Source organism: Aminobacter sp. SR38 (assembly GCF_014843375.1).
Classification (GTDB): Bacteria; Pseudomonadota; Alphaproteobacteria; order Rhizobiales; family Rhizobiaceae; genus Aminobacter; species Aminobacter ciceronei.
Window position 1 is genome coordinate 3,088,185 of sequence record NZ_CP062112.1, and the last position, 20,390, is coordinate 3,108,574.

Here is a 20,390-nt window from a genome sequence, read left to right on the forward strand (position 1 = left end):
CTTGTGCCTCCTCCGTCCTCCTCAGCAAGATATTTGCATTTGCATTTAAATTTGTCCAGATAGTTGTTCTCAGGGTGCCCGAGGTGACTCAGCGTTGATCCTGGTCGGCGATCGACGCGCCGACGCAAACGAAAACGGCCGCGGATCGTGTCGACGATCCACGGCCGCTTGAATGCGGAGAGGGTAATGAGGTCAGGCGCGGCTGAGCGCCATCACGCCTGTTTCGGTGCCGGTCAACCGACGCGAACGACCGTCGGCGCCGACGACCATCTGGATGCGGCGTCGCTCCGACGAAAACAGCTTCGACGTCGACACGTCCACCGGCGGATTGAAGGCGACGGTGACACGCCAGAGATCCGGCTTGATCGTCTCCTCGAGGCCGATGACGCGTCCCTTCGCCGGGTTGCCGTTAAAGGTGCCCGACACCGTCTCGCCGACGGCGAAGGGGACGCCGCCCGTGGTCTCTTCGGCCCTGGTGTCCTTGGGACGCGCGGCCAGCGTGTTCCAGTCGCGGACGCCTTCCTGACGGGCGACGAGTTCAAGCGCCTTGGCGTGGCTGATGGCGATGCCTTCGCTGGCCAGCGCGTCGCGCAGCCTGCGGGCATTGGTTTTGTAGTCGGGACCTGTGGTCATGGTTTCGCTCCTTCGCGATGCGCGAACGGCGTGGTGAAAGTCGGGAGCCCGCATTGCCGCTTCGGCCGTCGCATCGACAGGGAAACGAAATTTATGAAGGGAAGCTTCACCGGGGCCTTGCGGCTGCGGGCGGCAGGGGCTCCCCGCCCTTGACCGCCCTCAGATAGGAAGTACAAGGCGCGCCGTCAATGAGGGCGCGCCGGAGGCCGGGTCAGCGGCCCCTGTTCAGGCGCCCCCTGTTCAGGCGGCTTTGTCCCACACCGGGGCCAGCCCGCCGGGACTGACGATGCGCCCGCCAGGTGCGGCCAGGGCATGGATCGCCGCCATCTCGTCCGCCGACAGGTCGAAATCGAAGATGGCGAAATTCTCGGGCAGGCGCGACAGCGTCGACGTCTTGGTCAGTGTCACGACGCCGTCCTGCTGCACCAGCCAGCGCAGCACCACCTGAGCTGCCGTCTTGCCGTGGCTGGCGCCGATCGCTTTCAGCACGGGATCGGAGATCACCTTGCCGTCGGCCATGGCGTAGTAGGCGGTGACCGACATGCCGGCCTTTCGCGCGGCTTGGAGCACCGCGGTCTGGTCGAGATAGGGGTGGTATTCGACCTGGTTGGTCACCAGCTTGGCGTCACTCAGCTTCACTGCCTCGGCCATCAGTGTGGTGTTGAAGTTGCTGACGCCGATATGGCGTACCTTGCCGGCCTTTTTCACCTCGTTCAGCACGCCGATCTGCTCGGCCAGCGGCACCGCGTCGTTCGGCCAGTGCAGCAGCAGCAGGTCGACATTGTCGGTGCGGAGCTTCTTCAGGCTGTCGTCGACCGACTTCACGAAGGCATCGCGCCGGTACTTGTCGACCCAGACCTTGGTGGTCAGGAAGATGTCCGAACGTGCCACGCCCGAGGCGGCCATAGCCTGGCCGACTTCGGCCTCGTTGCCATAGATCTGGGCGGTGTCGATGTGGCGAAAGCCCTTGCGGATCGCTTCAGGCACCACTTCGAGGACTTCTGCGCCGGGCATGCGGAAGGTGCCGAAGCCCAGGGCAGGGATTGTCGCGCCATTGGCGGTAACGAATTTCATGATGTTCTCCTTGAGAGGAAATTGGGGGCGGTGGGAAATTCGGACGGATGGCTCCGCCCCTTAGGTAGGTCGGCAGTGAAACCGGTCAATCAACTTAAGCCGGTTGGCACAGCGGTTCCTGGCGCCGGTCGAGCGCGCCACTCCATACCGTCAGCACGAAGGCACCGGCCACCAGCACAGCACCCACCCATGGCGTGGCGCCGAGGCCGAGCGGCGAGGCGACAACCAAGCCGCCGATCCAGGCGCCCAGTGCGATGCCGAGATTGAAAGAGGCGATGTTGAGCGCCGAGGCGACGTCGACGGCGCCCGGGCGATGCTCCTTGGCCAGTTGCACGACATAGAGCTGCAGGCCCGGCACATTGGCAAAAGACAGGAAGCCGAGTGCTGCCAGCGTTGCCAGCGTCCACACGGGCGAAAGCGCGGTGAAGGAAAACAGCATCAGCACCATAGCCTGCAATGCAAACAGCACCGTCAGCGCCTTGACCGGGTTGCGGTCGGCGATGCGTCCACCGGCAATGTTGCCGATGGCGATGGCGAGACCGTAGAGCACCAGGATCAGGCTGACGCTCGAAGCCTGGAAGCCGGTGACCTGTTCGAGGATCGAGGCGAGATAGGTGAAGGTGACGAAGGTGCCGCCATAACCGAGCGCGGTCATCGCAAACACCAGCAGCAGCCGGCCGGAACCGAGCACGCGGACCTGGTCGAGCAGGCTGGACGGTGCGGCCTTGTTGAGGGTCGAGGGCAGCAGGGCAGCGATGGAGACGAAGGCGATGACGCCGAGCAGCGAGACGCCCCAGAAGGTGGCGCGCCAGCCGAAGGTCTGGCCGATGAAAGTGCCGAGCGGCACACCGGTGACGATCGCCACCGTCAGGCCCATGAACATCATGGCGATCGCCGAGGCGCGGCGGTTTTCCGGCACCAGATCGGCGGCAATGGTGGCGCCGACCGAGAAGAACACGCCATGGGCAAAGGCCGACAGCACGCGCGCGACCAGCAGCAGCTCGTAGCTGGGGCTCAGCGCCGCTGCCGTGTTGCCGACGACGAACAGCGCCATCAGCCCGAGCAGCAGCGGCTTGCGTTCGATCCGGCCGGTAATTGCCGTCAGCACCGGCGCGCCGAAAGTGACCCCCAGCGCGTAGACGCTGACGATCAGGCCGGCAAGCGGCAGAGTGATGTGAAGATCCTGGGCCACCGTCGGCAACAGCCCGACGATGACGAATTCGGTCGTGCCGATCGCATAGGCGGCGATGGTGAGCGCGAAGATGGCTAGGGGCATGTCGTGCACCGTTCCCGAGTTGAATGGGCGGCCTGCGCCGCGGTTGATCCGTGGCTGCATATGGGGCAAGGGCACTTGCGCAATAATGCGCGATGATGGACGAATACTTGTGAATTTGATTCACAAGAGGCCAGTCATGGACAATCGCGCCGGTGAGATGGAGGTCTTCGTCCGGGCCGTCTCGCTGAAGAGCTTCTCCGCCGCCGGCCGGCAGCTCGGCCTGTCGCCGTCGGCGGTCAGCAAGCTGATCACGCGCATCGAGGACAGGCTGGGCACCCGCCTGGTCGTGCGTTCGACGCGGAGCCTGCAGCTCACCCCGGAAGGTGAAGTCTATCTCGAGCGCGCCGCCCGCATCCTCGGCGAGATCGAGGAGGCCGAACGTATCGTCGCCGGAGGCGCCAACGCGGTGCCGCGCGGCCTGCTCAGGGTCAGCGCCTCGGTCGCTTTCGGCGCCAGCCATGTCGTGCCCCACATCGCCGAGTTTCTGGCGCTTTATCCCGAGGTCGAACTCGACCTGTCGCTGACCGACAGCGTCATCGACCTCTACGAAGAGCGCGCCGACGTCGCCATCCGGTCCGGCAGGCTCCGCGATTCATCGCTGAAGGCGCGCAAGATTCTGGAAATCCGCCGCGTCGTCGTTGCCTCGCCTGCCTATCTGGAAAGGCATGGCGTGCCGGAAAGACCGGCCGATCTGGTTGGCCACAACTGCCTGCGCTTCAACTTCCTGCGCAACCGCGACGAATGGATGTTTCGCGACCCGGCAACCGGTGAGACCTTCGCACAGCGCATCGGCGGCAACCTGCTTGCCAATAACGGCCCAAGCCTGCGCCGGCTCTGCCTCGACGGCGTCGGCCTGATCCGCAGCGGCCGCTTCCAGGTCCAGGCCGACATCGACGCCGGCACGCTGGTGCCGGTGCTCGAAGCCTACAACCCCGAGGACATAGAGATGATCCACGCCGTTTTCGCCGGCCATGGTCACCTTGCCGCGCGCATCCGCGCTTTCATCGATTTCCTCGCCGATAAGTCGCGCACAGGCTAACGCTATTGTTTCGGCGGATAGGCGCACTACCTTCGTGAGGCGCGGTTGTTTCGCGCGGAAAATGTGCTGGTGGCGAAGATGGTGAGATCGAAACGGGCTCTGATGGTGGCCGGCATTCTGCTTGCCGGCGCAATGCAGGCGCATGGCATCGACCTGCCTGGCCAGCCCGACCAAAACCAGCTTGCCCGCGAAGGGCGCATCAACGAGCTGCAGATCCTGCAAAGCCGGCAGGGCCGCGCCGATTTCCAGGCCGAGCAGCAGCGGCTGCGTGAGCAGGACCGCCAGATCGTGATACCGCAGATGCAGCGGCCCGAAATTCCGGTGATGAAGTCGAACTGCCAGATCGAGCTCTACGGCAACATCTATCGCCGCGTCTGCCGCTGAGCGACCGTCGCCCGTCAGCCCCCGAGCTATCGCGCTGCCACTTGCTCGGCCAGCACCCCGTCGAGCCTGTCGTATCCGGCCTCGACGCCCCTGGCCATGCCGATGGCGATCGCGCCGTCCCTGGCCTCGCGGGAGCTGTAGAGCACGGTGTTGACCGAAATGGTGCGGCCGTCCCTTTCGGTCAGCACCAGGGTCGAGCGCGCCTCGCCGTCGGTCCAGTCCATGTCGAACAGCTCGACGCTGACGATCCTTTCCGGCCGGGCGATCTCGCGATAGGTCCCGGTCATGCCCATGTCGCGGCCGTCGTCATGGCGCCAGACGAAGCGATACGTGCCGCCGACGCTGAGGTCGATCTCGCAGACGGCAAACGACCAGCCGTCGGGCCCGGTCATCCAGCGTTTCAGCAATGCGGGAATCGTCCAGCAGTCGAACACCAGCTCGCGCGGCGCGTCGAACACACGCGTCATGGCGATCTCACGGTCGCTCGGCGTCGTCACTTCCAGCCTGTGGCTCATCGTCGTTTCTTCTCCTCGCTTCCGCTTCAGGCTTTGCCCTGGTTCGCCTGCAGATCAGCGAGCAGCGCGTCGAGACGCTTGTAGTTGCCCTCCCAGACCTTTCGGTACTCGTCGAGCCACCCGGTCACTTCTGCCAGCGCCTCGCCCTCGATGCGGCAAGGCCTGCGCTGGGCGTCGCGGCCGCGCGAGATCAGCCCGGCGCGCTCCAGCACCTTGAGATGTTTTGAAATCGCCGGCTGGCTCATGGCAAAGGGTTCGGCCAGCTCCATCACCGAAACCTCGCCCGTCATCAGTCGCGCCAGGATCGCCCGCCGTGTCGGATCGGCCAGTGCGGTAAAGGTCGCGTCAAGGCGTTCGGACGGAGTCATGGCGCTGCTCTCTCATTCTATAACTGAAAGGTTATATAGAATGAGAGAGCCCGTCAAGCTTGGCCGAGAAAAGGCAGGCGCAACGCCGACCTATCCCTCCCCTTTTTGAGAGGGATCCAGGGTGGGGGCCTCGTCGAGCACGTCCGTGCCGTGGGCTCTCAGCGCAGGCGGCAGAAACGCGTCACGCCGCCTTGCGCGTCTTCTTGGCGTGAACGTTCTGGTTCATGCGGAACATGTTGTCGGGGTCGTATTTGCGCTTCACTTCGAGCAGCCTGCTGTAGTTGGCGCCATAAGCCGCCTCGACACGATCGGCCTCATCAGCCGGCATGAAGTTGATGTAGGCGGTGCCGACAGCCTGCGGCCGCGTTGCTTCATAGATGTTGCGGGCCCAGCCGATGCAGGCCTTGTCCATCGACGCTTCGCGCCAGCGCGCATGCACGTTCATGACGAAGTGCGAATTGCGCTGCGGAAATGCCGTCGCATCGGTCGCCACCCGCCCGGCAGCGCCGCCGACATGGCCGACGAAGATTTCGCATTCCGGCCCCGGCAAGGCACGGATCGCGCTGTCGAGCATGTCGATGGTGGTATCTTCCAGATCGATGAAGTCGTGGCTCTTCCAGTAGTTGCGCGCGCCGGGCGCAAGCAGCGGATCGAACGCCATCTGCCATCCGGCGAACGGGTTCGGCCCGACGACGTCGACGATCGGCTGGCCGATGCCGCGCAAGGCAGCGGTCGCCTTCTCGCCGGCCTCGAGTTCGCCGCACCAGCACATCGCCAGCACCAGCACCTCCTTGCCGTGCCATTGCGCCGGCAGGAACGGCAGCGGCGGCGCCTGCCGCATCACCGTCCAGCAGGTCAGCTCGTCGGGCGCGTCCTCGAGCGCTTCGCGATATTGCCGTAGCACCGACTTGGCCTCGTCGAACGGGTGCACGACAAGCCCCGACAGCACCTGCGGGCCGAGCTTATGCAGCTTGAACTCGAAGGCGGTGACGACGCCGAAATTGCCGCCGCCGCCGCGTATCGCCCAGAACAGGTCGGGATGCTCGGCCGTGCTTGCCCGCACAAGCTCGCCATCCGCAGTCACCACGTCGGCCGACAGCAGATTGTCGATGGTCAGGCCGAGCTTGCGTGTCGTCCAGCCGAAGCCGCCGCCCAGCGTCAGTCCTGAAATGCCCGTCGTCGAGTTGATGCCGGTCGGCACCGCAAGGCCGAACGCCTGCGTTTCCTTGTCGACGTCGGCGAGGATGGCACCCGGCTCGACCCAGGCTCGCCGCGCCACCCTGTCGACGCGAACCGACCTCATCTGCGACAGGTCGATCATCATGCCGCCGTCGCACACGGCGCTGCCGGCGATGTTGTGGCCGCCGCCGCGTACCGAGACGAGCAGCTTGTTGTCGCGCGCGAACTTGACTGCGGCGATAACGTCGCTGGCGCCGACGCAGCGCACGACAAGGCCGGGGCGACGGTCGATCATGGCGTTCCAGACCGTACGCGCCTCGTCATAGCCGGCATCGCCGGCATTCAGCACTTGGCCGCGCAGGCTTGCTGCGAAAGCATCGAGGACAGGCGCGCTCACCGTCGCCAGCCCGCCGTCAAGGGTCGTGAGGTTCAGGTCGTTCATGGAGCTTTCCTCCGCTCAGAGAAAAGGCCTCCTCATCCGCCGTGCCAGGCAATTCTGCGCCTGCGATCCGGCGGCAGCAAGGCAAGAGTGCCCATGTTGCGGGAAAGTGATGGGTTTTGCCGGATCGCCGGCATCGGCTGCGCGCCTTGTGGCACGCGCGGCCCACCGATCTTTGGAAGGCAGGGTTCTACCGACTAGTCGAGCAAAGCCAGATCCAGCTGTGCCAGCCGGTCCGGATCGGCGACGGCGTCGATGCCGACGATCCTGTCGCCGTTGAGCCTGAGCATCAGCACGACACGGAGCTTGCCCATCGGGGCGACCAGCAGGCCGATCGCGCCGTCGACAAGCGCCGGCAGCGCGCCCTGCGCCCGGCCCTTGAAGCTTTGCGCCACGGCCTGCGCGCCGCGCAGTTCGGCAACGGCACCGAGATGTGCGGCGACGGCATCGGCGCGGAACACGACGTCGGGATCGAGCACGGCAAGCAAGCCGGCGAAATCGCCGCCGCGCGATGCCGCGAGAAACGCGTCGACAATCTGCCGCTGGCGCGTCCGGTCGGGCGCGCGCGCCTCGTCGCTGCCCTGGACCCGGCGCCGGGCCCGGCTCGCCAGCTGCCGCGCCGCGACCGGCGTCCGCTCGACGACGGGGGCGATGTCATCGAAGGACAGGTCGAACATGTCGTGCAGCACAAAGGCGATGCGCTCGGCCGGCGCCAATTTCTCCAGAACCACCAGCAGTGCCAGGCCGACGGCGTCGGCCATCGCCAGCTCGCGTTCGGGATCGACGGCAGGGGCATCGTCGGCAATTTCGTCGGGCCCTTCGGTGTCGAGCTGCTCCTCGCGCCGCGACTTGCGCCGGCGCAGCATGTCGAGGCAGACGCGCGCCACCACCGTCGTCAGCCATCCCGAGAGATTGTCGATGTCGTCGGTGTCGGTGCGCGCCAGGCGCAGCCAGGTCTCCTGGACCGCGTCCTCGGCCTCGCTGACCGAGCCCAGCATGCGGTAGGCGACGGCGCGCAGATGCCCGCGCTTCTCGGCGAATTTGTCGGCCAGAAAAATTTCTTCGTTCATCGGTCACATTCCCTGCTGCTGTTCCGTCAAGGCCATGACGAAAGAAACTCGGCCGATGTGACAGAGACTGTCGCGGGGCCGGCGCCGTCAAGATCGAATGGACCCGAACCCGACAAGGAAGACTCACATGCAAGCTCGTATGACCAACCCCGCCATCCTGCTTCCCGATGCCATGCAGGCGCTGTTTGCGCTCAACAAGGCGACCGAAAAGGAAGGCCTGCCCGAGGTGACGCGCAAGCTGATCCATTTGCGCGCCAGCCAGATCAACGGCTGCAGCGTCTGTGTTCACATGCATTCGCTCGAACTCAGGAAGCTCGGCGAGAAGGACGACCGCATCTTCGCCGCCGCCGCCTGGCGCGACACGCCTTGGTTCACGCCGGCCGAGCGCGCAGCCCTTGCGCTGACGGAAGCCGTGACCCGCATCGCCGACAAGTCCGACCCGGTGACGGACGACGTCTGGGAAGAGGCGACGCGCTACTACGACGAGAAGGCGATTTCGGCGCTGCTGCTATGCATAGCGGCGATCAATGTCTGGAACCGCCTCAACGCCGCGGTCCGCCAGGTCGCGGGTGCTGCCTGGAACTGACGATCCACGTCGTGCGCTCCCTCATCCTGCGCCTGTCGAAGGGTGAGGGACAAGTACGCTAAACCACCGCGCGGCGATAAAGATGCCAGGTAGCATGGCCCAGCACCGGCAGCACCACCAGGAGGCCGAGAAAAAAGGGCAAGCAGGCTGCCAGCACCGCAACCGTCACCACCAGGCCCCAGCCGAGCATGACAAGCGGGCTCGCCAGCACCGCGCGGATCGATGTCAGCATGGCGGTGACGAAGTCGATTTCGCGGTCGAGCAGTATCGGGATTGAGATGACCGTGATGGAATACAGCACCAGCGCCAGTGCCGCGCCCTCGATATGGCCGATACCGAGGAAGATCCAGCCCTGGTTGGTGGTCAACACAAGATCGGCGAAGCGGTCGAGCGTGGCGTAGGACATGCGGCCGAGAATCAACGCCATCAGCAGCCTGATCTGGTACATCCACACCCAGAACACGAACAGCATGACGAAAGCCATCCACGACACTTCGCGTCGGCGCTGGGCCCAGATCACGTTGAGGACCTGTCCAAGCGTTGGCTTATGCCCGGCCTCCATTTGGCGGCTTACCTCATAGAATCCGACGGCGGCGAAGGGCCCGACCAGCGGGAAGCCGATCGCGAACGGATAGATCAGCCATGGGGCGTGCAGCACCAGCAGGGACGTTGTAATTGCCAAGCCGATCACCACGAAGACCAGCGCAATAGCGAGCCCGATGCGCGGGCTCCGGGCGAAGTCGGCGGCGCCCTCCGCCAGGCTCTGCCTGATGTCGGCTACGGTCAGTGCGCGCACTTCCGGCGGCCTAGCCGGTCGCTTGGCGTAGGTGTCCATATCCGCCATTCGTCCTCCCTCGTCCCGCGCTGCATCCGACCGCAGCGATCTATCTGCGCGGCAATGCGACTTCCCGCATTGATCGAGATCAAGCGGGAGTGTTTCCGCATTAGACGTCTCGTTCACGCGCCGAACACGCTGCACTCACGCCTGCATGGCAAGCTCGCCGGGTCATGTCAGGAGACGGGAGGCCGAGATGGCTTACTCAGTGCATTCCAGCCACGGACATCAGACGGCGGATCTGACGATCCGGCTCCTCCAGGCAACTGCACGCCGTATCGCGGCAGCCGAGATGTGGTATCGCCGTGCCCAGAGCAGGCGGATCATCGCGGCACTCAGCCCGGAGCAGATGAAGGACATCGGCTACCCTGCCGTTGATGCCATTCCCAGCCTCGACGTCGAGGCTGGTCTCATGTCCAGACTGCAATCGATGCGATAACGACCCGTCGCGGGCAACACGTCGCGGGGTGGCGGTCGCCGGGCCGGCATGCCGCGACGGCGATGGCCGTTGCGTTACGTCCCTGGCGCCTGCGTCAGGGCGATGGCCGTGCCGACGATCAGCATGGCTGCCACACCTTGCAGCACGCTGACAACGACACTGAGCAGCGCGCGGCCGAGACCAAGGTCGAGATTGCGGGCAAACCAGCGCGTTTCCACCGCCACGTACCAGACGACGGCAACGACCAGCAGCAGCAGTGCCGCGACGCTCGCGGTGCTGTTGTGGACGCGCCACACCACGCCCGCCAGGCTGACGCCGAGGGCGAAGGGTGCCGCGACATAACACTGGCTGTAGAACGGCGGCTTCAAGGTTGCCCTGTCGATCCGGGCGCCGCGAAAGCGCAACAGCTTCACCGCCATCAGCAGCGGGAAGACGCTAAAGACGACGGCCCGAAAGATCAGAAGGTTGGAGTCGCTGGCGAGCATCGACGGCGCCACCCAGGAACGATCGCTGATGAAGCCGAGCTCCAGGCCATGCACGATCAGCAGCGTCAGCAGCAGGAACATCGGCGGGCTCATCGTGTCCTGGTACTGCTCGTCCACGTCGTCGGACAGCTCGACATTGGCATAGCGCATCATCTTGTCGGGGTCGCGCAATGCTCGCCACATCGTCAGCGGGTAAAACAGCAGCCACGACACGACCTCGTAGAGCAGTTCCTCGATCGATTTCAGCAGTCGCATGAAGTCCATGCGTCGCTCCTTCGCAGAGTGATCCGCGCGCCATGATGACGGCGGGAATGGGTGAAGGGAAGGGCCGGGTGGCCGCTACGACCGCTTCAGGCGAAACCGCTGCCGGTATTGCGCCGGCGTAATGCCGGTATGGCGCCGGAACAGCCGGCGGAAGAACGCCGGATCCTCGTAGCCGACTGTCTCGGCGATGGTGTCGGTGGCCTCGGTGGTTACCTCCAGCATCTGCTTGGCCTCCTCGATGCGCAGACACTGGACATAGTCGACCGGCGTGTAGCCGGTCGCTGCCTTGAAGCGGCGTTTGAAGGTGCGTTCGGGCAGGCCGCTTTCGGCGACCATGCGCGTCACCGGATTGGCGCAGGCGTAATTGTCGGCGATCCAGAGCTGGCAGTTGCCGATCGCCGCATCCTCGTGGCGCCTGGGCTTGGCCATCGCGGCGAAAGGCAACTGGCCGTCGCTACGGTCGCCGAGCAGGAACACTTTTGCGATGCGCGCTGCTTCCTCCCTGCCGCTGTAGCGCGCGATCAGGTGCAGTGCGAGGTCTTCCCAGGACGACGCGCCGCCTGTGGTGATCAGCTGTCCCTCAGGGTCCATGTCGCAGACGATGCGCTCGGGCCGGAATCGCACCAAGGGATAGTTGTCGCGGAAGATGTCGGCGGCGATCCAATGCGAGGCTGCGTCCTTGCCGTCGAGCAGCCCCGCCTCGGCGAGGAAGATCGAGCCTGTGCACACCGAGCAGATGGTGGCGCCAGCGGACAGCTGCGCCCGGACCCATTCCATCTCATCGCCCCATCCGAGCGCCGCGCCACCCTCGAGCGGCAGCGCCAGGTCGGTGACGATCACCACGTCGGTATTCTCTGTGTCGGCGAATGTCGCATGCGGCTGGATCGGTGTGCCGATGGCGCAGGTGAACGCCTCCTTGCTTCGTGCCACGATCTCGGCTGAGATGCGCCGTGCCCTGGTCTGCTGCCCGGTCAGCCGGTCCCAGATCGAGCCCACCGCCGACAGCACCTCGAACAGCCCGTATACCGCCGCCGGTGTCGTCTGCGGCAAGGCAAGCAGGCTGATGCGGAGGGGTTCGGCCTGGGTTTTCATGTGCCATCAGTGGCACGTATGCCTCGTTTTTGTCCAGTATCGCTCTCGCGCTCCGACTTCGACGTCCCTAGTGTCCGTCCAAGCCGCCCAGCGGGCGCGAGGAGATCGAAATGCCAGATCACATCAACACGACCAGCCGGCGCCGCTTCCTGCTCTCCGCAGCAGTGCTCGCCGTTTTCGGCGCAACCCCGGGGAGTAAGGCGATGGCCAGCGAAACCACCACAAAGACCGTCCGTGCCAATGGCGTCGAGATTGTCACCGAAGCCTTCGGCGATCCTTCGGCGCCGCCCGTCCTGCTGATCATGGGCGCCATGGCCTCGATGCTGTGGTGGCCGGAGGATTTCTCCCGCCAGATCGCTGCCAGCGGCCGCTATGTCATCCGCTACGACAACCGCGACACCGGGTTGTCGACCAAGTTCGCGCCGGGCAAGCCACCCTATTCGATGGACGACATGGCCCAAGACGCCATCGCCGTGCTCGACGCCTACGGCATCGAAAAGGCTCATGTCGTCGGCATGTCGCTCGGTGGCATGATCGCCCAGATCCTGGCGCTCTCGGCGCCTGGCCGCGTCGCCTCGCTGACGCTTCTGTCGACGACACCCATCGGCCTCGATCTCGACTTGCCGCCGCCGAGCCCTGCTTACATGGAGCATGCCGCGACGGGCGAAAGCGTCGACTGGTCGGACCGCGCTCAGGCGACCGGCTTCATTGCCGGCGAGGCCCGGGTGATCGCAAGCACTACCCATCCGCATGACGCGGTGAAGACTCTTTCCTTCATCGAACGTGACTACGATCGCTCCGGTGGCTACCTCTCGGCGACCAACCACTTCATGCTCGCCGGCGGCGAAGCGGTGAAGGGCAAGCTTCCCGGCCTGAACGTGCCGCTTACCGTTATCCATGGCACTGCCGACCCGATCTTCCAGATCGTCCATGGCAAGGCGATCGCCGACGCGGTCAAGGGCTCGACATATGTCGTCGTCGAAGGCGGCGGCCATGAGCTTCATGAGGACGACTGGGGCATCATCATCCCGGCAATCGCCAAGAACAGTGCTGCGCCGCGCTGAGGCGCAGGCACATCGCACCGAAGCATCCGGTGAAGCGGCCGGTTCCGCCGGGCGCGCCTTGGGCCAGACCACGCCGATCGCGCGGACAGCGGCCACAACAGGCGCGAAACCCGTTCACGGCATCCGCCCGGGCGGCTATAGCAGTGCATCGCCGATGCATTGGAGCCTGACATGACCGCCACCACCGACACCGTGCTCGACCGCTTCCTCCGCTACGTCGTCATCGACACCCAGTCCGATGCGAGCTCGCCGACCCAGCCCTCGACCGAGAAGCAGAAGAACCTCGGCCGCCTGCTTGTCGAAGAGCTTCTGGCGATCGGCCTCAGCGATGCCCATCTCGATGAGCATGGTTATGTTTACGCCACGGTGCCGGCCAACACCCAAAAGCAGGTTCCGGTCATCTGCTTCTGCTCGCATATGGACACCGCGCCCGATTTCACCGGCACCAACGTCAAGCCGCAGATCCTCCGCAACTATGCCGGCGGCGACATCCGGCTCACAGGCGACCCGCAGCAGGTCATCCGCATGACCGAGCATCCCGAGCTGAAGAACCAGATCGGCAATGACATCGTCACCACAGACGGCACCACGCTGCTCGGCGCCGACGACAAGGCCGGCATCGCCGAGATCATGACGGCAGCACAGTTCCTCATCGCCAATCCCGATATCAAGCACGGCGCGGTCAAGCTTTTGTTCACCGCCGACGAGGAGATCGGCCGCGGTGTCGACAAGGTCGACTTCGCCAAGCTCGGCGCCGAGTTCGCCTACACGATGGACGGCGAGACCGCCGGCCATATCGAGGACGAGACCTTTTCCGCCGACGGCGTCGAGATCGCCATTTCAGGCGTCGCCATCCATCCCGGTTTCGCCAAGGGCCGCATGGAAAACGCCATCAAGATCGTTGGCGCCATCGTCGACCGGCTGCCGAAGGAGCTTTCGCCCGAAACCACCGAGGGCCGCGAAGGCTTCCTCCACCCCACCGCTTTGTCGGGCTCGATGGAAAAGGCCGCGCTCAGCCTGATCGTGCGCGACTTCACCGAAGCGGGCCTCGCCGCCAAGGAAAAACTGCTCGAAGACATCGTCAAGGACGTGCTGAAAGCCTATCCTGGCTCTTCCTACAGCTTTACCGTCAAGGAGCAGTACCGCAACATGAAGGTGGTGCTCGACCGCCATCCCGAGATCGTCGAAAACGCCCTCGAAGCCGTCCGCCGCGCCGGCATGGAGCCAGTGCGCGGCAGCATCCGCGGCGGCACCGACGGCTCGCGCCTGTCCTTCATGGGCCTGCCCTGCCCCAACATCTTCGCCGGCGGCCACGCCTTCCACTCCCCGCTGGAATGGGTCAGCCGCCAGGATATGGAAAAGGCGGTGAAGACGATCGTGGAGCTGGCGCGGGTTTGGGAGGAGAGGGCGTAGGGGCGGCCAGCTTGGCTTTGCGCCAATAGCGGCAATCGCCTGCTCATATGTCGCAGTTTGGGCCGATAGCGGACTGGCAGCCTTCAAGACGTTGAAACGAAAAGGCCCGCCGCCGTCAGCGGTGGGCCATCGTGCTCCTTGGAATCTAGAACGCGGTGCTGAACCCAACCGTGCCCTTGAAGCCGTAACTGCCCTCGAAACTGGTGGAGGCCAGTGCTTCGCCGTACAGGGCGTACTTGCCTCCGGCCCAGCGATAGGTGCCGCCAAGACCGAGTTCCACACCGAAGGAATCGGGTTCGAACGCGACCTTGCTACCCGCCACATCGACAGCCGTTCCATCCAGGAATTCGTAGGTGAGATTGGCGATGCCGTAGACATGGCTGCCGCTCGCGCTGCTGCCTGCGTCATAGTTCAGGGCAACGCCAATCCGTCCTTTCAGGCTGTCGCCACTGTCCAGCGACACCTTGGCGCCGAACGGATCGGCGAACGCGTCGAAATCGACGGAGGTGTAGGCAAGCTGTGCCTGCGGGGTCACCGACAAGTTGCCGCTTACGGCAACCTTGCGGCCGGCTTCGATGCTGAAGGCATAGCCAAGGCCTTGATTGTCGTCGACGAGCTTGCCGACAGTATCGGCAGCAAGTTTGCTCGAGAGGCGGGTAACCGAGGCTTGGCCGTCGACATAGATGCCGTTGCTGCCATACCAGGTCAATGTCGCGCCGCCGCCATAGGAGTCAGTCGAATTGGTACCATTGCCGAGGCTGGAGCGGATGGCGGCGTTGACCCGGCCATATTGCGCGTTGATGCCGCCAATCAGCACGCCCGAGCCGTTTTCGGTTAGCAGACCGTCGATGCCTGCCTGCACCAGATAGCGGCTGCTGTCATAAGAGGCGCCCGCCGACGAATCCCCTTCGACATGGCCGTGCGCACCTTCGATTCGCGTCCAGAAATTGCGCGGGCCCGCATCACCCATGGCGGAGTCGGCCACTTCGCTTGCCCCAGGCCAGTAGCGGTCGCCGACGCGCTGCTGCAGCGTTGGCAGGTCGGTCAGGCCGAGTAAGACGATCGGATAGTTCTCATAGATAGGCACGGTCGGCGCTAGGGTATCGGTCATACGCAGATACCAGTCGCCGTCTGTCGGATCGACGATGCCGTTCTGGAAGAGGCCGTAGAGGTAGGCCCCGCCGATTGCCGGAGCACCGAGCACGAAGGCATTGGCGGCGGATGTCCCCGCCACATCGACGATCTTGATGCCGTCGCCGATGGTCTCCGCCCCGGCTCCGCCGAAGTTGGTGACGAAGACCCGCGTCGCGCCGGTCCCAAGGATCGAGTCTCCGGTGATGGCGAGAAGATCGGTGGGCGAGGAGTCGCTGCCGAGGGCGGTGTCGATCTGAAGGGTGCCGCCATTGCCCGTGTAGTTGCCGTCGATGGTCAGCGTGCCGATGCCGTTGATCCCGGGAGCGATCGCTCCGCCGGCGAAATTCCGGGTGTCGCCGACCGAGCCAGTACCGGCAAGAGTGCCTCCTCGGACGTCCATGATGCCGCCGAGCATGCCGTTCACCTCGAGCGCGCCGCCATAAACGCTGGCAAGGCCGGTGAAGCCGGTCTGGTTGGTGTTGAAGATGGTGCGGCCGGCGAGCTGGTTGATCGCGCCGCTGCCGTTGATCGGCAGGTCAAAGATGTAGCCGGCTTCGGTGTGGTTGAAGTTGATGTCGGCGGTGGCCGCGAGGGTGATGGCAGAGGCTTCGAGTGTGCCCGCCCCCGTCGCAACCTGGCCAACCGCTCCGCCGATGTTCAGCGTGGCGTTGCTGTCCGGATCGAGGCCGCCCATCACGAGCGCCGAGCCACCTCCATTCACTACCACCCTGCTCCCGTTGGCGATGGTCAGGACACCGGTACCCGTGGTTCCCAGATTGATCGCGGTTCCACTGAGTTCAGACCCTTCGCCGGAAACGAGAACGTTGAAGTTGGGCACCACGTTGCCCGGAACGGTCGCGATGTTCACGGTCGTCCCGGTCATGACGCCGCCGTCGAGGATCGAAAGCGAGCCACGGTACATGGCTATGGCGCCAGAGTTCCATCTGGAGCCCTCGCCGGACACCTGCGCCATGACTTGTGCTGTGTACCAGCTGGCATTTCCGGCGCCACCGAAGGAGGTGGCGCCGCTGATGTCGACCAAGCCGCCGTCGAGGACATTGATGTAGCTTGTGCCGTTGGTTGAGATGAAGGACGCGGCTTCCAGCGTCGAACCTTCACCTTGCACGTTGACGGTGGCGGTACCCTGCGAACTTGTCGTGTGAACTCTTAAGGCCCGCGTCGTGGTGTAGACGGCTCCATCCTCAATGGTCAGGGCCGATTGGCTTCCGGCGCCGCCGCTCAAGTCATTCGGGTCGGTTCCCGTCGCGACCAGCCGGGTGCCCTGACCCGATATCGTCAGGCTCGCCACTTGGCCGGCCCCGCCGGCAATATCCAATTGCGACACGGTTCCGCCGGCGGAGGAGCCGAATGTGACCCGGCTGCCGCCGTTGAGGAGGGTGTGCCCCGCGCCAAGGCCGATTCTGGTGATGCCGGTGCCGGTCGCCCCACTGATGGTGAGTTGTCCACCGCCAACCTTGCTGAGCACGCCAGGGTTCAGGACGCCACTGCCCAAGATATTGCCCGTGAGCGTCAGACTCGCGCCGGTCGTGACGTTGAACGACACGGCGGGGTTGTAAGAGAGCGTGTTGGTGCCTGTGGCGATGGTGATGTTCTTGCCTGAAATGGCCGGTAGCGAGCTATTGAGGGAGAAGCTGCCGGTCAGCGTGATGGTCGAGGCTGCATCGCCGTGCGCCTCGGCGTCGACGATCGCCTGGTAGAGTTCCGTCTGGCTGGACGCCTCGAAACTCGCCGCCCGTGCCGCTGGCGTTGGGAAGGCTATGGCAAGGGCGGTCATGCAGACGCCCGAAAGAAGCTTGTAATTTCTGGTTGATTTGGTACCCGGTGCGCCCCCGTCCGCGTAAGACTGCATCATTCCAATTCCCTGTATGCACTGCCTGAGATTTGTTACGTTGAAATCGATAGAAGCTTCTTTGGCAAGGAAAAGCCGGTTCCGCTTGTCAGAGAGACTTAATGAATTCTTATCTGTTCAGCTCTGATACATAAAGCCCAGCAAATCGGATTTGCCTGACTGATGTTTGGCATTGCCAGGCGCACAAAGCTCAAAGAGGCTCTGTCACCCATAGGGTGAGTTCTTGGGCACTTCGCAGACCAGCGAAAACCACTATCGGGACACCGAGGGCGCTTTTCATGGCCAGGGCTCCTCACGGCATGGGCGGAGGAACCAACCTCCCCATAAGTTGGCGCAGATGAAGCTCTACGCCAGGAGGTTGGCTGCAGCAAAATACCTAAATCACGTTCAGTTCGCGGAACGGTCGCCCCTCCGCGATGCGCTGATAGCCGAAGGCTGAGCAGTCGATGGTGCGGTAGGCGCCGTGGACCAGAAGCTCGGCCAGCGCTTTGCCGACCGCCGGCGCCTGCTGCAGGCCGTGGCCGGAAAAGCCGTTGGCGAAGATGAAGTTCTGAACCTCGGGATGCGGGCCGATGACGGCGTTCTGGTCGAGCGCGTTGTAGTCGTAGTGTCCGACCCAGGCCTGCGTCGCCTTGATCGCCTCGAAGGCCGGAACGCGGGTGGCCAGCACCGGCCAGATCATCTCCTCGAACAGGCCCCAGTCGGGGTTGAAATCCTTGGGGTCGGCGGCCAGTTCGCCATCCTCGCTCTCGGCGCCGCCCGTGATGTAGACCGAACCTTCGGGGCGAACATAGACGCCGGAGGGGTCGACCATCAGCGGCATGTCGGCGAATTTTTCGCGCGCTTCGAAGACGAAGACGTTGCGCTTGCGCGGCTCGACCGGCAACACCAGCCCAGCCATGGCGGACACCTTGCCGGCATTCGGCCCGGCGGCGTTGAACAGCGTGCCGGCCTCCAGCCGCTCGCCATTGGCAAGCGTGACCGCCGCGACGCGGTTGCCGACACGCTCGATGCCCGTCACCTCTGCGGTGATCAGGTCGATGTTTTTGGTCTTCAGCGCCTTGCGGAACAGGCCGAGCATGGCGTGGGCGTCGAACCAGCCTTCGCCTGACAGCCCATAGGCGCCGGCGGAAATGCCCTCGGTCGAGATCCAGGAGAAGCGTTTCTGCAGCTGCTCGGCGTCCTCGAGAACGATGTCGGCACCCTCGGCCATCTGGGCCTCGTGGTTCGCCCTGAGGATCGGCAGGCCGCTGTCGCCGGCGAGGATCAGGTAGCCGCCCTCACGGAAGCCGATATCGGCGTCAGGGCCGAACTCCTGCTTGAGCCGCCGGAACAGGCCAAGCGTGAACTGCGACAGGCGGATGTTCTCGGGGATCGAGAATTGCTGGCGGATCGAGGCGCAGGACAATGTGGTCGCGGCATGGGCGAATTGCGGGTCGCGCTCGACAAGCGCGATCGAGCCGGTAAAACCCTCCTCGCGCAGATAATAGGCGATCGAGCTGCCGACGATCGCGCCGCCTGTGATGACCACGTCGTAGCGTGCCATGGAGTGTTCCCGTATGTCTGTGATGGAGGACAAAAGCAGTTACGCCGTCGTCCGGCAAGGACTTGCAAGGGCCAGCATTGCCGGGCAAGAAGACCAGATGCAACATTCCCTGCCCCGCCCGCGCCGCTCGGTGCTGTTCGTGCCCGCCACAAACGAAAAGGCGATCGCCAAGCTTGCGCAGCTTGCCTGCGACACCGTCATCTTCGACCTGGAAGATGCCGTGCTGCCCGAGCAGAAAGCCGCGGCGCGCGACAGGCTGGCAAAATTCTTCGCCGAACGGCCGGCGGGCGCGCGTGAATATGTCGTGCGCATCAATGGGCTGAAAAGTCCGTGGGGCGCGGACGATCTTGCTGCCGCCAGCGGCTGGGTCACCGATGGCGTTGTGCTGCCCAAGATCGAGACGCCGCGCGACCTGCTCGAAGCCAATGACGTGCTCGACGAGGCCGACGCCCTCGACACGCTCAAGCTCTGGGCGATGATCGAGACGCCGCGGGCGCTGGTCAATCTCGCGGCCATCGCCGAGCTCGGCCGCGATCCTTCGGCACGGCTGTCATGCCTGATCGCCGGGCTCAACGACCTTGCCAAGGACACCGGCGTCAGGCTCACGCCGGACCGCCGCTATGTCCAGCCCTGGCTGATGCAGATGGTGCTTTGCGCGCGAGCCGGCGGGGTCGACATGCTCGACAGCGTGTCCAACGATTTCCGCGATCTCGATGCCTTCGCCGCCGAATGCGGCGAGGCCGCCGCCATGGGATTCTCGGGCAAGACCGTCATCCACCCGGCCCAGATCGGCCCGGCCAATGCGGCGTTCTCGCCGTCGGTCGAGGCACTTGCCGAAGCGCGCGCCGTCGTCGATGCCTTCGCGCTTCCTGAGAATACGTCCTCAGGTGTAATCTCGCTCGGCGGCAAGATGGTCGAAAGGCTGCACCTTGCGGAGGCCGAGCGGCTTCTGGCGCGGGCAGCGCAGCTCGAAAGCCTCAGGCACTGAAAGGGACACCGCCATGAAACTCTACCGCTTCCTGACCGGCCCTGACGACGCCACCTTCTGCCACAAGGTCACGGCTGCGGTGAACAAGGGCTGGCACCTGTTCGGCTCGCCGACCTATTCCTTCGACGCCGAAACCAGGACGATGCGCTGCGGGCAGGCGGTGGTGAAGGATGTCGAGGGCGCCGAATACACGCCTGACATCAAGCTCGGCGACTACTGATCTCAGGTTCTGCCGCTATTCGGCGGCTTCCTCCAACCGCTCCATATCCTCGTCGGACAGGCCGAAATGGTGGCCGATCTCGTGGATCAGCACATGGGTGACGATGTCGCCCAGCGTCTCTTCGTTTTCGGCCCAGTAGTCGAGAATGGCGCGGCGGTAGAGTGTGACGCGGTTGGGGCCTTCGCCGGTCTGCGGGTTCCAGCGCTCGGCGATGCCGCGGCCCTCGAACAGGCCGAGCAGGTCGAACGGCGTTTCCAGCGACAGGTCGTCCATGATCTCGTCGGTCGGGAATTCGGCCAACTGAATGACGACCTCGCCGGTCAGCTGGCGAAACTCTTCCGGCAGATGCGCATAGGCTTCGAGCGCCAGAAGCTCCATCTCCTCGATCGAGGGCGAAAGCTGGTCGTGCCAGGCGCGGGTCTTGTAAATGCGGGCCATTCTTTGTCCTTTTGGGGGCATATAGCCCTTTGCCGCCGC

General features: G+C 64.5%; 21 protein-coding genes. 8 read left to right on the forward strand and 13 right to left on the reverse strand.

Annotation, left to right across the window (positions count from 1 at the left end; genetic code table 11):
- Positions 1–192: 192 nt before the first annotated feature.
- From IG197_RS15050 to IG197_RS15060, 3 genes are all read right to left on the reverse strand, one after another.
- A complete protein-coding gene (locus IG197_RS15050) occupies positions 193–633 on the reverse strand; it encodes a glyoxalase superfamily protein (protein ID WP_192312945.1) in 441 nt (146 codons plus the stop codon).
- A 240-nt stretch (positions 634–873) separates the two neighbouring features.
- Positions 874–1,707: an aldo/keto reductase gene (locus IG197_RS15055; RefSeq protein ID WP_192312948.1), complete on the reverse strand. Its 834-nt coding sequence runs from the start codon at positions 1,705–1,707 to the stop codon at positions 874–876.
- Positions 1,708–1,801: 94 nt separating this feature from the next.
- Complete coding sequence (locus IG197_RS15060; RefSeq protein ID WP_192312963.1) at positions 1,802–2,983, reverse strand: MFS transporter; 1,182 nt, start codon at positions 2,981–2,983, stop codon at positions 1,802–1,804.
- 136 nt (positions 2,984–3,119) lie between these two features.
- Between IG197_RS15060 and IG197_RS15065 the strand changes: the two genes are divergently transcribed.
- Positions 3,120–4,022 (forward strand): LysR family transcriptional regulator, encoded by a 903-nt coding sequence (locus tag IG197_RS15065; protein ID WP_192312966.1) that lies wholly within the window; start codon positions 3,120–3,122, stop codon positions 4,020–4,022.
- 78 nt (positions 4,023–4,100) lie between these two features.
- Entirely contained in the window at positions 4,101–4,406 is a 306-nt protein-coding gene (locus IG197_RS15070) for a hypothetical protein (protein ID WP_246765156.1), read from the forward strand.
- 26 nt (positions 4,407–4,432) lie between these two features.
- On the opposite strand, the gene IG197_RS15075 is transcribed toward IG197_RS15070, so the two are convergent.
- The 4 genes from IG197_RS15075 to IG197_RS15090 all read right to left on the reverse strand — a co-directional run bounded on the left by IG197_RS15075 (position 4,433) and on the right by IG197_RS15090 (position 7,977).
- Positions 4,433–4,921, reverse strand: coding sequence for an SRPBCC family protein (locus IG197_RS15075; RefSeq protein ID WP_067955911.1), 489 nt, complete (start codon positions 4,919–4,921; stop codon positions 4,433–4,435).
- 26 nt (positions 4,922–4,947) lie between these two features.
- Positions 4,948–5,289, reverse strand: coding sequence for a helix-turn-helix transcriptional regulator (locus tag IG197_RS15080; protein ID WP_067955913.1), 342 nt, complete (start codon positions 5,287–5,289; stop codon positions 4,948–4,950).
- A 181-nt stretch (positions 5,290–5,470) separates the two neighbouring features.
- Entirely contained in the window at positions 5,471–6,910 is a 1,440-nt protein-coding gene (locus IG197_RS15085) for an FAD-binding oxidoreductase (RefSeq protein WP_192312968.1), read from the reverse strand.
- Between the two features lie 194 nt (positions 6,911–7,104).
- Positions 7,105–7,977 (reverse strand): sigma-70 family RNA polymerase sigma factor, encoded by an 873-nt coding sequence (locus tag IG197_RS15090; RefSeq protein WP_192312971.1) that lies wholly within the window; start codon positions 7,975–7,977, stop codon positions 7,105–7,107.
- A 127-nt stretch (positions 7,978–8,104) separates the two neighbouring features.
- On the opposite strand from IG197_RS15090, the gene IG197_RS15095 reads away from it, so the two are divergent.
- A complete protein-coding gene (locus IG197_RS15095) occupies positions 8,105–8,563 on the forward strand; it encodes a carboxymuconolactone decarboxylase family protein (protein WP_192312974.1) in 459 nt (152 codons plus the stop codon).
- 58 nt (positions 8,564–8,621) lie between these two features.
- Here the strand turns inward: IG197_RS15095 and IG197_RS15100 are convergent, their stop codons facing one another.
- Positions 8,622–9,407, reverse strand: a complete 786-nt coding sequence (locus IG197_RS15100; RefSeq protein ID WP_192312976.1) for a DUF2189 domain-containing protein — start codon at positions 9,405–9,407, stop codon at positions 8,622–8,624.
- A 187-nt stretch (positions 9,408–9,594) separates the two neighbouring features.
- On the opposite strand from IG197_RS15100, the gene IG197_RS15105 reads away from it, so the two are divergent.
- On the forward strand, positions 9,595–9,837 hold the full coding sequence (locus tag IG197_RS15105; RefSeq protein ID WP_182574047.1) for a DUF1127 domain-containing protein: 243 nt from the start codon (positions 9,595–9,597) through the stop codon (positions 9,835–9,837).
- Between the two features lie 74 nt (positions 9,838–9,911).
- On the opposite strand, the gene IG197_RS15110 is transcribed toward IG197_RS15105, so the two are convergent.
- Together IG197_RS15110 and IG197_RS15115 are read right to left on the reverse strand one after the other, a co-directional pair.
- Positions 9,912–10,586 carry a hypothetical protein gene (locus IG197_RS15110; protein WP_083948366.1) on the reverse strand — a complete coding sequence of 225 codons (675 nt, stop codon included), beginning with the start codon at positions 10,584–10,586 and terminating at the stop codon, positions 9,912–9,914.
- 75 nt (positions 10,587–10,661) lie between these two features.
- Positions 10,662–11,678 (reverse strand): GlxA family transcriptional regulator, encoded by a 1,017-nt coding sequence (locus IG197_RS15115; protein ID WP_192312979.1) that lies wholly within the window; start codon positions 11,676–11,678, stop codon positions 10,662–10,664.
- Between the two features lie 203 nt (positions 11,679–11,881).
- Here IG197_RS15115 and IG197_RS15120 point away from each other — a divergent pair, with 203 nt between their 5' ends.
- Both IG197_RS15120 and pepT read left to right on the forward strand, forming a co-directional pair.
- A complete protein-coding gene (locus tag IG197_RS15120) occupies positions 11,882–12,742 on the forward strand; it encodes an alpha/beta fold hydrolase (RefSeq protein WP_192319780.1) in 861 nt (286 codons plus the stop codon).
- A 171-nt stretch (positions 12,743–12,913) separates the two neighbouring features.
- Positions 12,914–14,155 (forward strand): peptidase T, encoded by a 1,242-nt coding sequence (gene pepT, locus IG197_RS15125; protein WP_192312982.1) that lies wholly within the window; start codon positions 12,914–12,916, stop codon positions 14,153–14,155.
- A gap of 145 nt (positions 14,156–14,300) precedes the next feature.
- On the opposite strand, the gene IG197_RS15130 is transcribed toward pepT, so the two are convergent.
- Both IG197_RS15130 and IG197_RS15135 read right to left on the reverse strand, forming a co-directional pair.
- Positions 14,301–17,162, reverse strand: coding sequence for an autotransporter outer membrane beta-barrel domain-containing protein (locus IG197_RS15130; RefSeq protein ID WP_192312985.1), 2,862 nt, complete (start codon positions 17,160–17,162; stop codon positions 14,301–14,303).
- A gap of 373 nt (positions 17,163–17,535) precedes the next feature.
- Positions 17,536–18,705 (reverse strand): FAD-binding oxidoreductase, encoded by a 1,170-nt coding sequence (locus tag IG197_RS15135; RefSeq protein ID WP_192312988.1) that lies wholly within the window; start codon positions 18,703–18,705, stop codon positions 17,536–17,538.
- Between the two features lie 97 nt (positions 18,706–18,802).
- Between IG197_RS15135 and IG197_RS15140 the strand changes: the two genes are divergently transcribed.
- Together IG197_RS15140 and IG197_RS15145 are read left to right on the forward strand one after the other, a co-directional pair.
- On the forward strand, positions 18,803–19,693 hold the full coding sequence (locus tag IG197_RS15140) for a CoA ester lyase (protein WP_192312991.1): 891 nt from the start codon (positions 18,803–18,805) through the stop codon (positions 19,691–19,693).
- 13 nt (positions 19,694–19,706) lie between these two features.
- Positions 19,707–19,913 (forward strand): DUF1737 domain-containing protein, encoded by a 207-nt coding sequence (locus IG197_RS15145; RefSeq protein WP_067955933.1) that lies wholly within the window; start codon positions 19,707–19,709, stop codon positions 19,911–19,913.
- A gap of 15 nt (positions 19,914–19,928) precedes the next feature.
- Here IG197_RS15145 and IG197_RS15150 read toward each other — a convergent pair whose 3' ends face one another.
- Positions 19,929–20,351 carry a metallopeptidase family protein gene (locus tag IG197_RS15150; RefSeq protein WP_067955935.1) on the reverse strand — a complete coding sequence of 141 codons (423 nt, stop codon included), beginning with the start codon at positions 20,349–20,351 and terminating at the stop codon, positions 19,929–19,931.
- Between the last annotated feature and the right edge of the window lie 39 nt (positions 20,352–20,390).

Bases quoted from the DNA above. Each gene is read 5' to 3' on its own strand.
- IG197_RS15050 (WP_192312945.1), bottom strand. From the start codon at position 633: ATGACCACAGGTCCCGACTACAAAACCAATGCCCGCAGGCTGCGCGAC.
- IG197_RS15055 (WP_192312948.1), bottom strand. From the start codon at position 1,707: ATGAAATTCGTTACCGCCAATGGCGCGACAATCCCTGCCCTGGGCTTC.
- IG197_RS15060 (WP_192312963.1), bottom strand. From the start codon at position 2,983: ATGCCCCTAGCCATCTTCGCGCTCACCATCGCCGCCTATGCGATCGGC.
- IG197_RS15065 (WP_192312966.1), top strand. From the start codon at position 3,120: ATGGACAATCGCGCCGGTGAGATGGAGGTCTTCGTCCGGGCCGTCTCG.
- IG197_RS15070 (WP_246765156.1), top strand. From the start codon at position 4,101: ATGGTGAGATCGAAACGGGCTCTGATGGTGGCCGGCATTCTGCTTGCC.
- IG197_RS15075 (WP_067955911.1), bottom strand. From the start codon at position 4,921: ATGAGCCACAGGCTGGAAGTGACGACGCCGAGCGACCGTGAGATCGCC.
- IG197_RS15080 (WP_067955913.1), bottom strand. From the start codon at position 5,289: ATGACTCCGTCCGAACGCCTTGACGCGACCTTTACCGCACTGGCCGAT.
- IG197_RS15085 (WP_192312968.1), bottom strand. From the start codon at position 6,910: ATGAACGACCTGAACCTCACGACCCTTGACGGCGGGCTGGCGACGGTG.
- IG197_RS15090 (WP_192312971.1), bottom strand. From the start codon at position 7,977: ATGAACGAAGAAATTTTTCTGGCCGACAAATTCGCCGAGAAGCGCGGG.
- IG197_RS15095 (WP_192312974.1), top strand. From the start codon at position 8,105: ATGCAAGCTCGTATGACCAACCCCGCCATCCTGCTTCCCGATGCCATG.
- IG197_RS15100 (WP_192312976.1), bottom strand. From the start codon at position 9,407: ATGGCGGATATGGACACCTACGCCAAGCGACCGGCTAGGCCGCCGGAA.
- IG197_RS15105 (WP_182574047.1), top strand. From the start codon at position 9,595: ATGGCTTACTCAGTGCATTCCAGCCACGGACATCAGACGGCGGATCTG.
- IG197_RS15110 (WP_083948366.1), bottom strand. From the start codon at position 10,586: ATGGACTTCATGCGACTGCTGAAATCGATCGAGGAACTGCTCTACGAG.
- IG197_RS15115 (WP_192312979.1), bottom strand. From the start codon at position 11,678: ATGAAAACCCAGGCCGAACCCCTCCGCATCAGCCTGCTTGCCTTGCCG.
- IG197_RS15120 (WP_192319780.1), top strand. From the start codon at position 11,882: ATGGCCAGCGAAACCACCACAAAGACCGTCCGTGCCAATGGCGTCGAG.
- pepT (WP_192312982.1), top strand. From the start codon at position 12,914: ATGACCGCCACCACCGACACCGTGCTCGACCGCTTCCTCCGCTACGTC.
- IG197_RS15130 (WP_192312985.1), bottom strand. From the start codon at position 17,162: ATGATGCAGTCTTACGCGGACGGGGGCGCACCGGGTACCAAATCAACC.
- IG197_RS15135 (WP_192312988.1), bottom strand. From the start codon at position 18,705: ATGGCACGCTACGACGTGGTCATCACAGGCGGCGCGATCGTCGGCAGC.
- IG197_RS15140 (WP_192312991.1), top strand. From the start codon at position 18,803: ATGCAACATTCCCTGCCCCGCCCGCGCCGCTCGGTGCTGTTCGTGCCC.
- IG197_RS15145 (WP_067955933.1), top strand. From the start codon at position 19,707: ATGAAACTCTACCGCTTCCTGACCGGCCCTGACGACGCCACCTTCTGC.
- IG197_RS15150 (WP_067955935.1), bottom strand. From the start codon at position 20,351: ATGGCCCGCATTTACAAGACCCGCGCCTGGCACGACCAGCTTTCGCCC.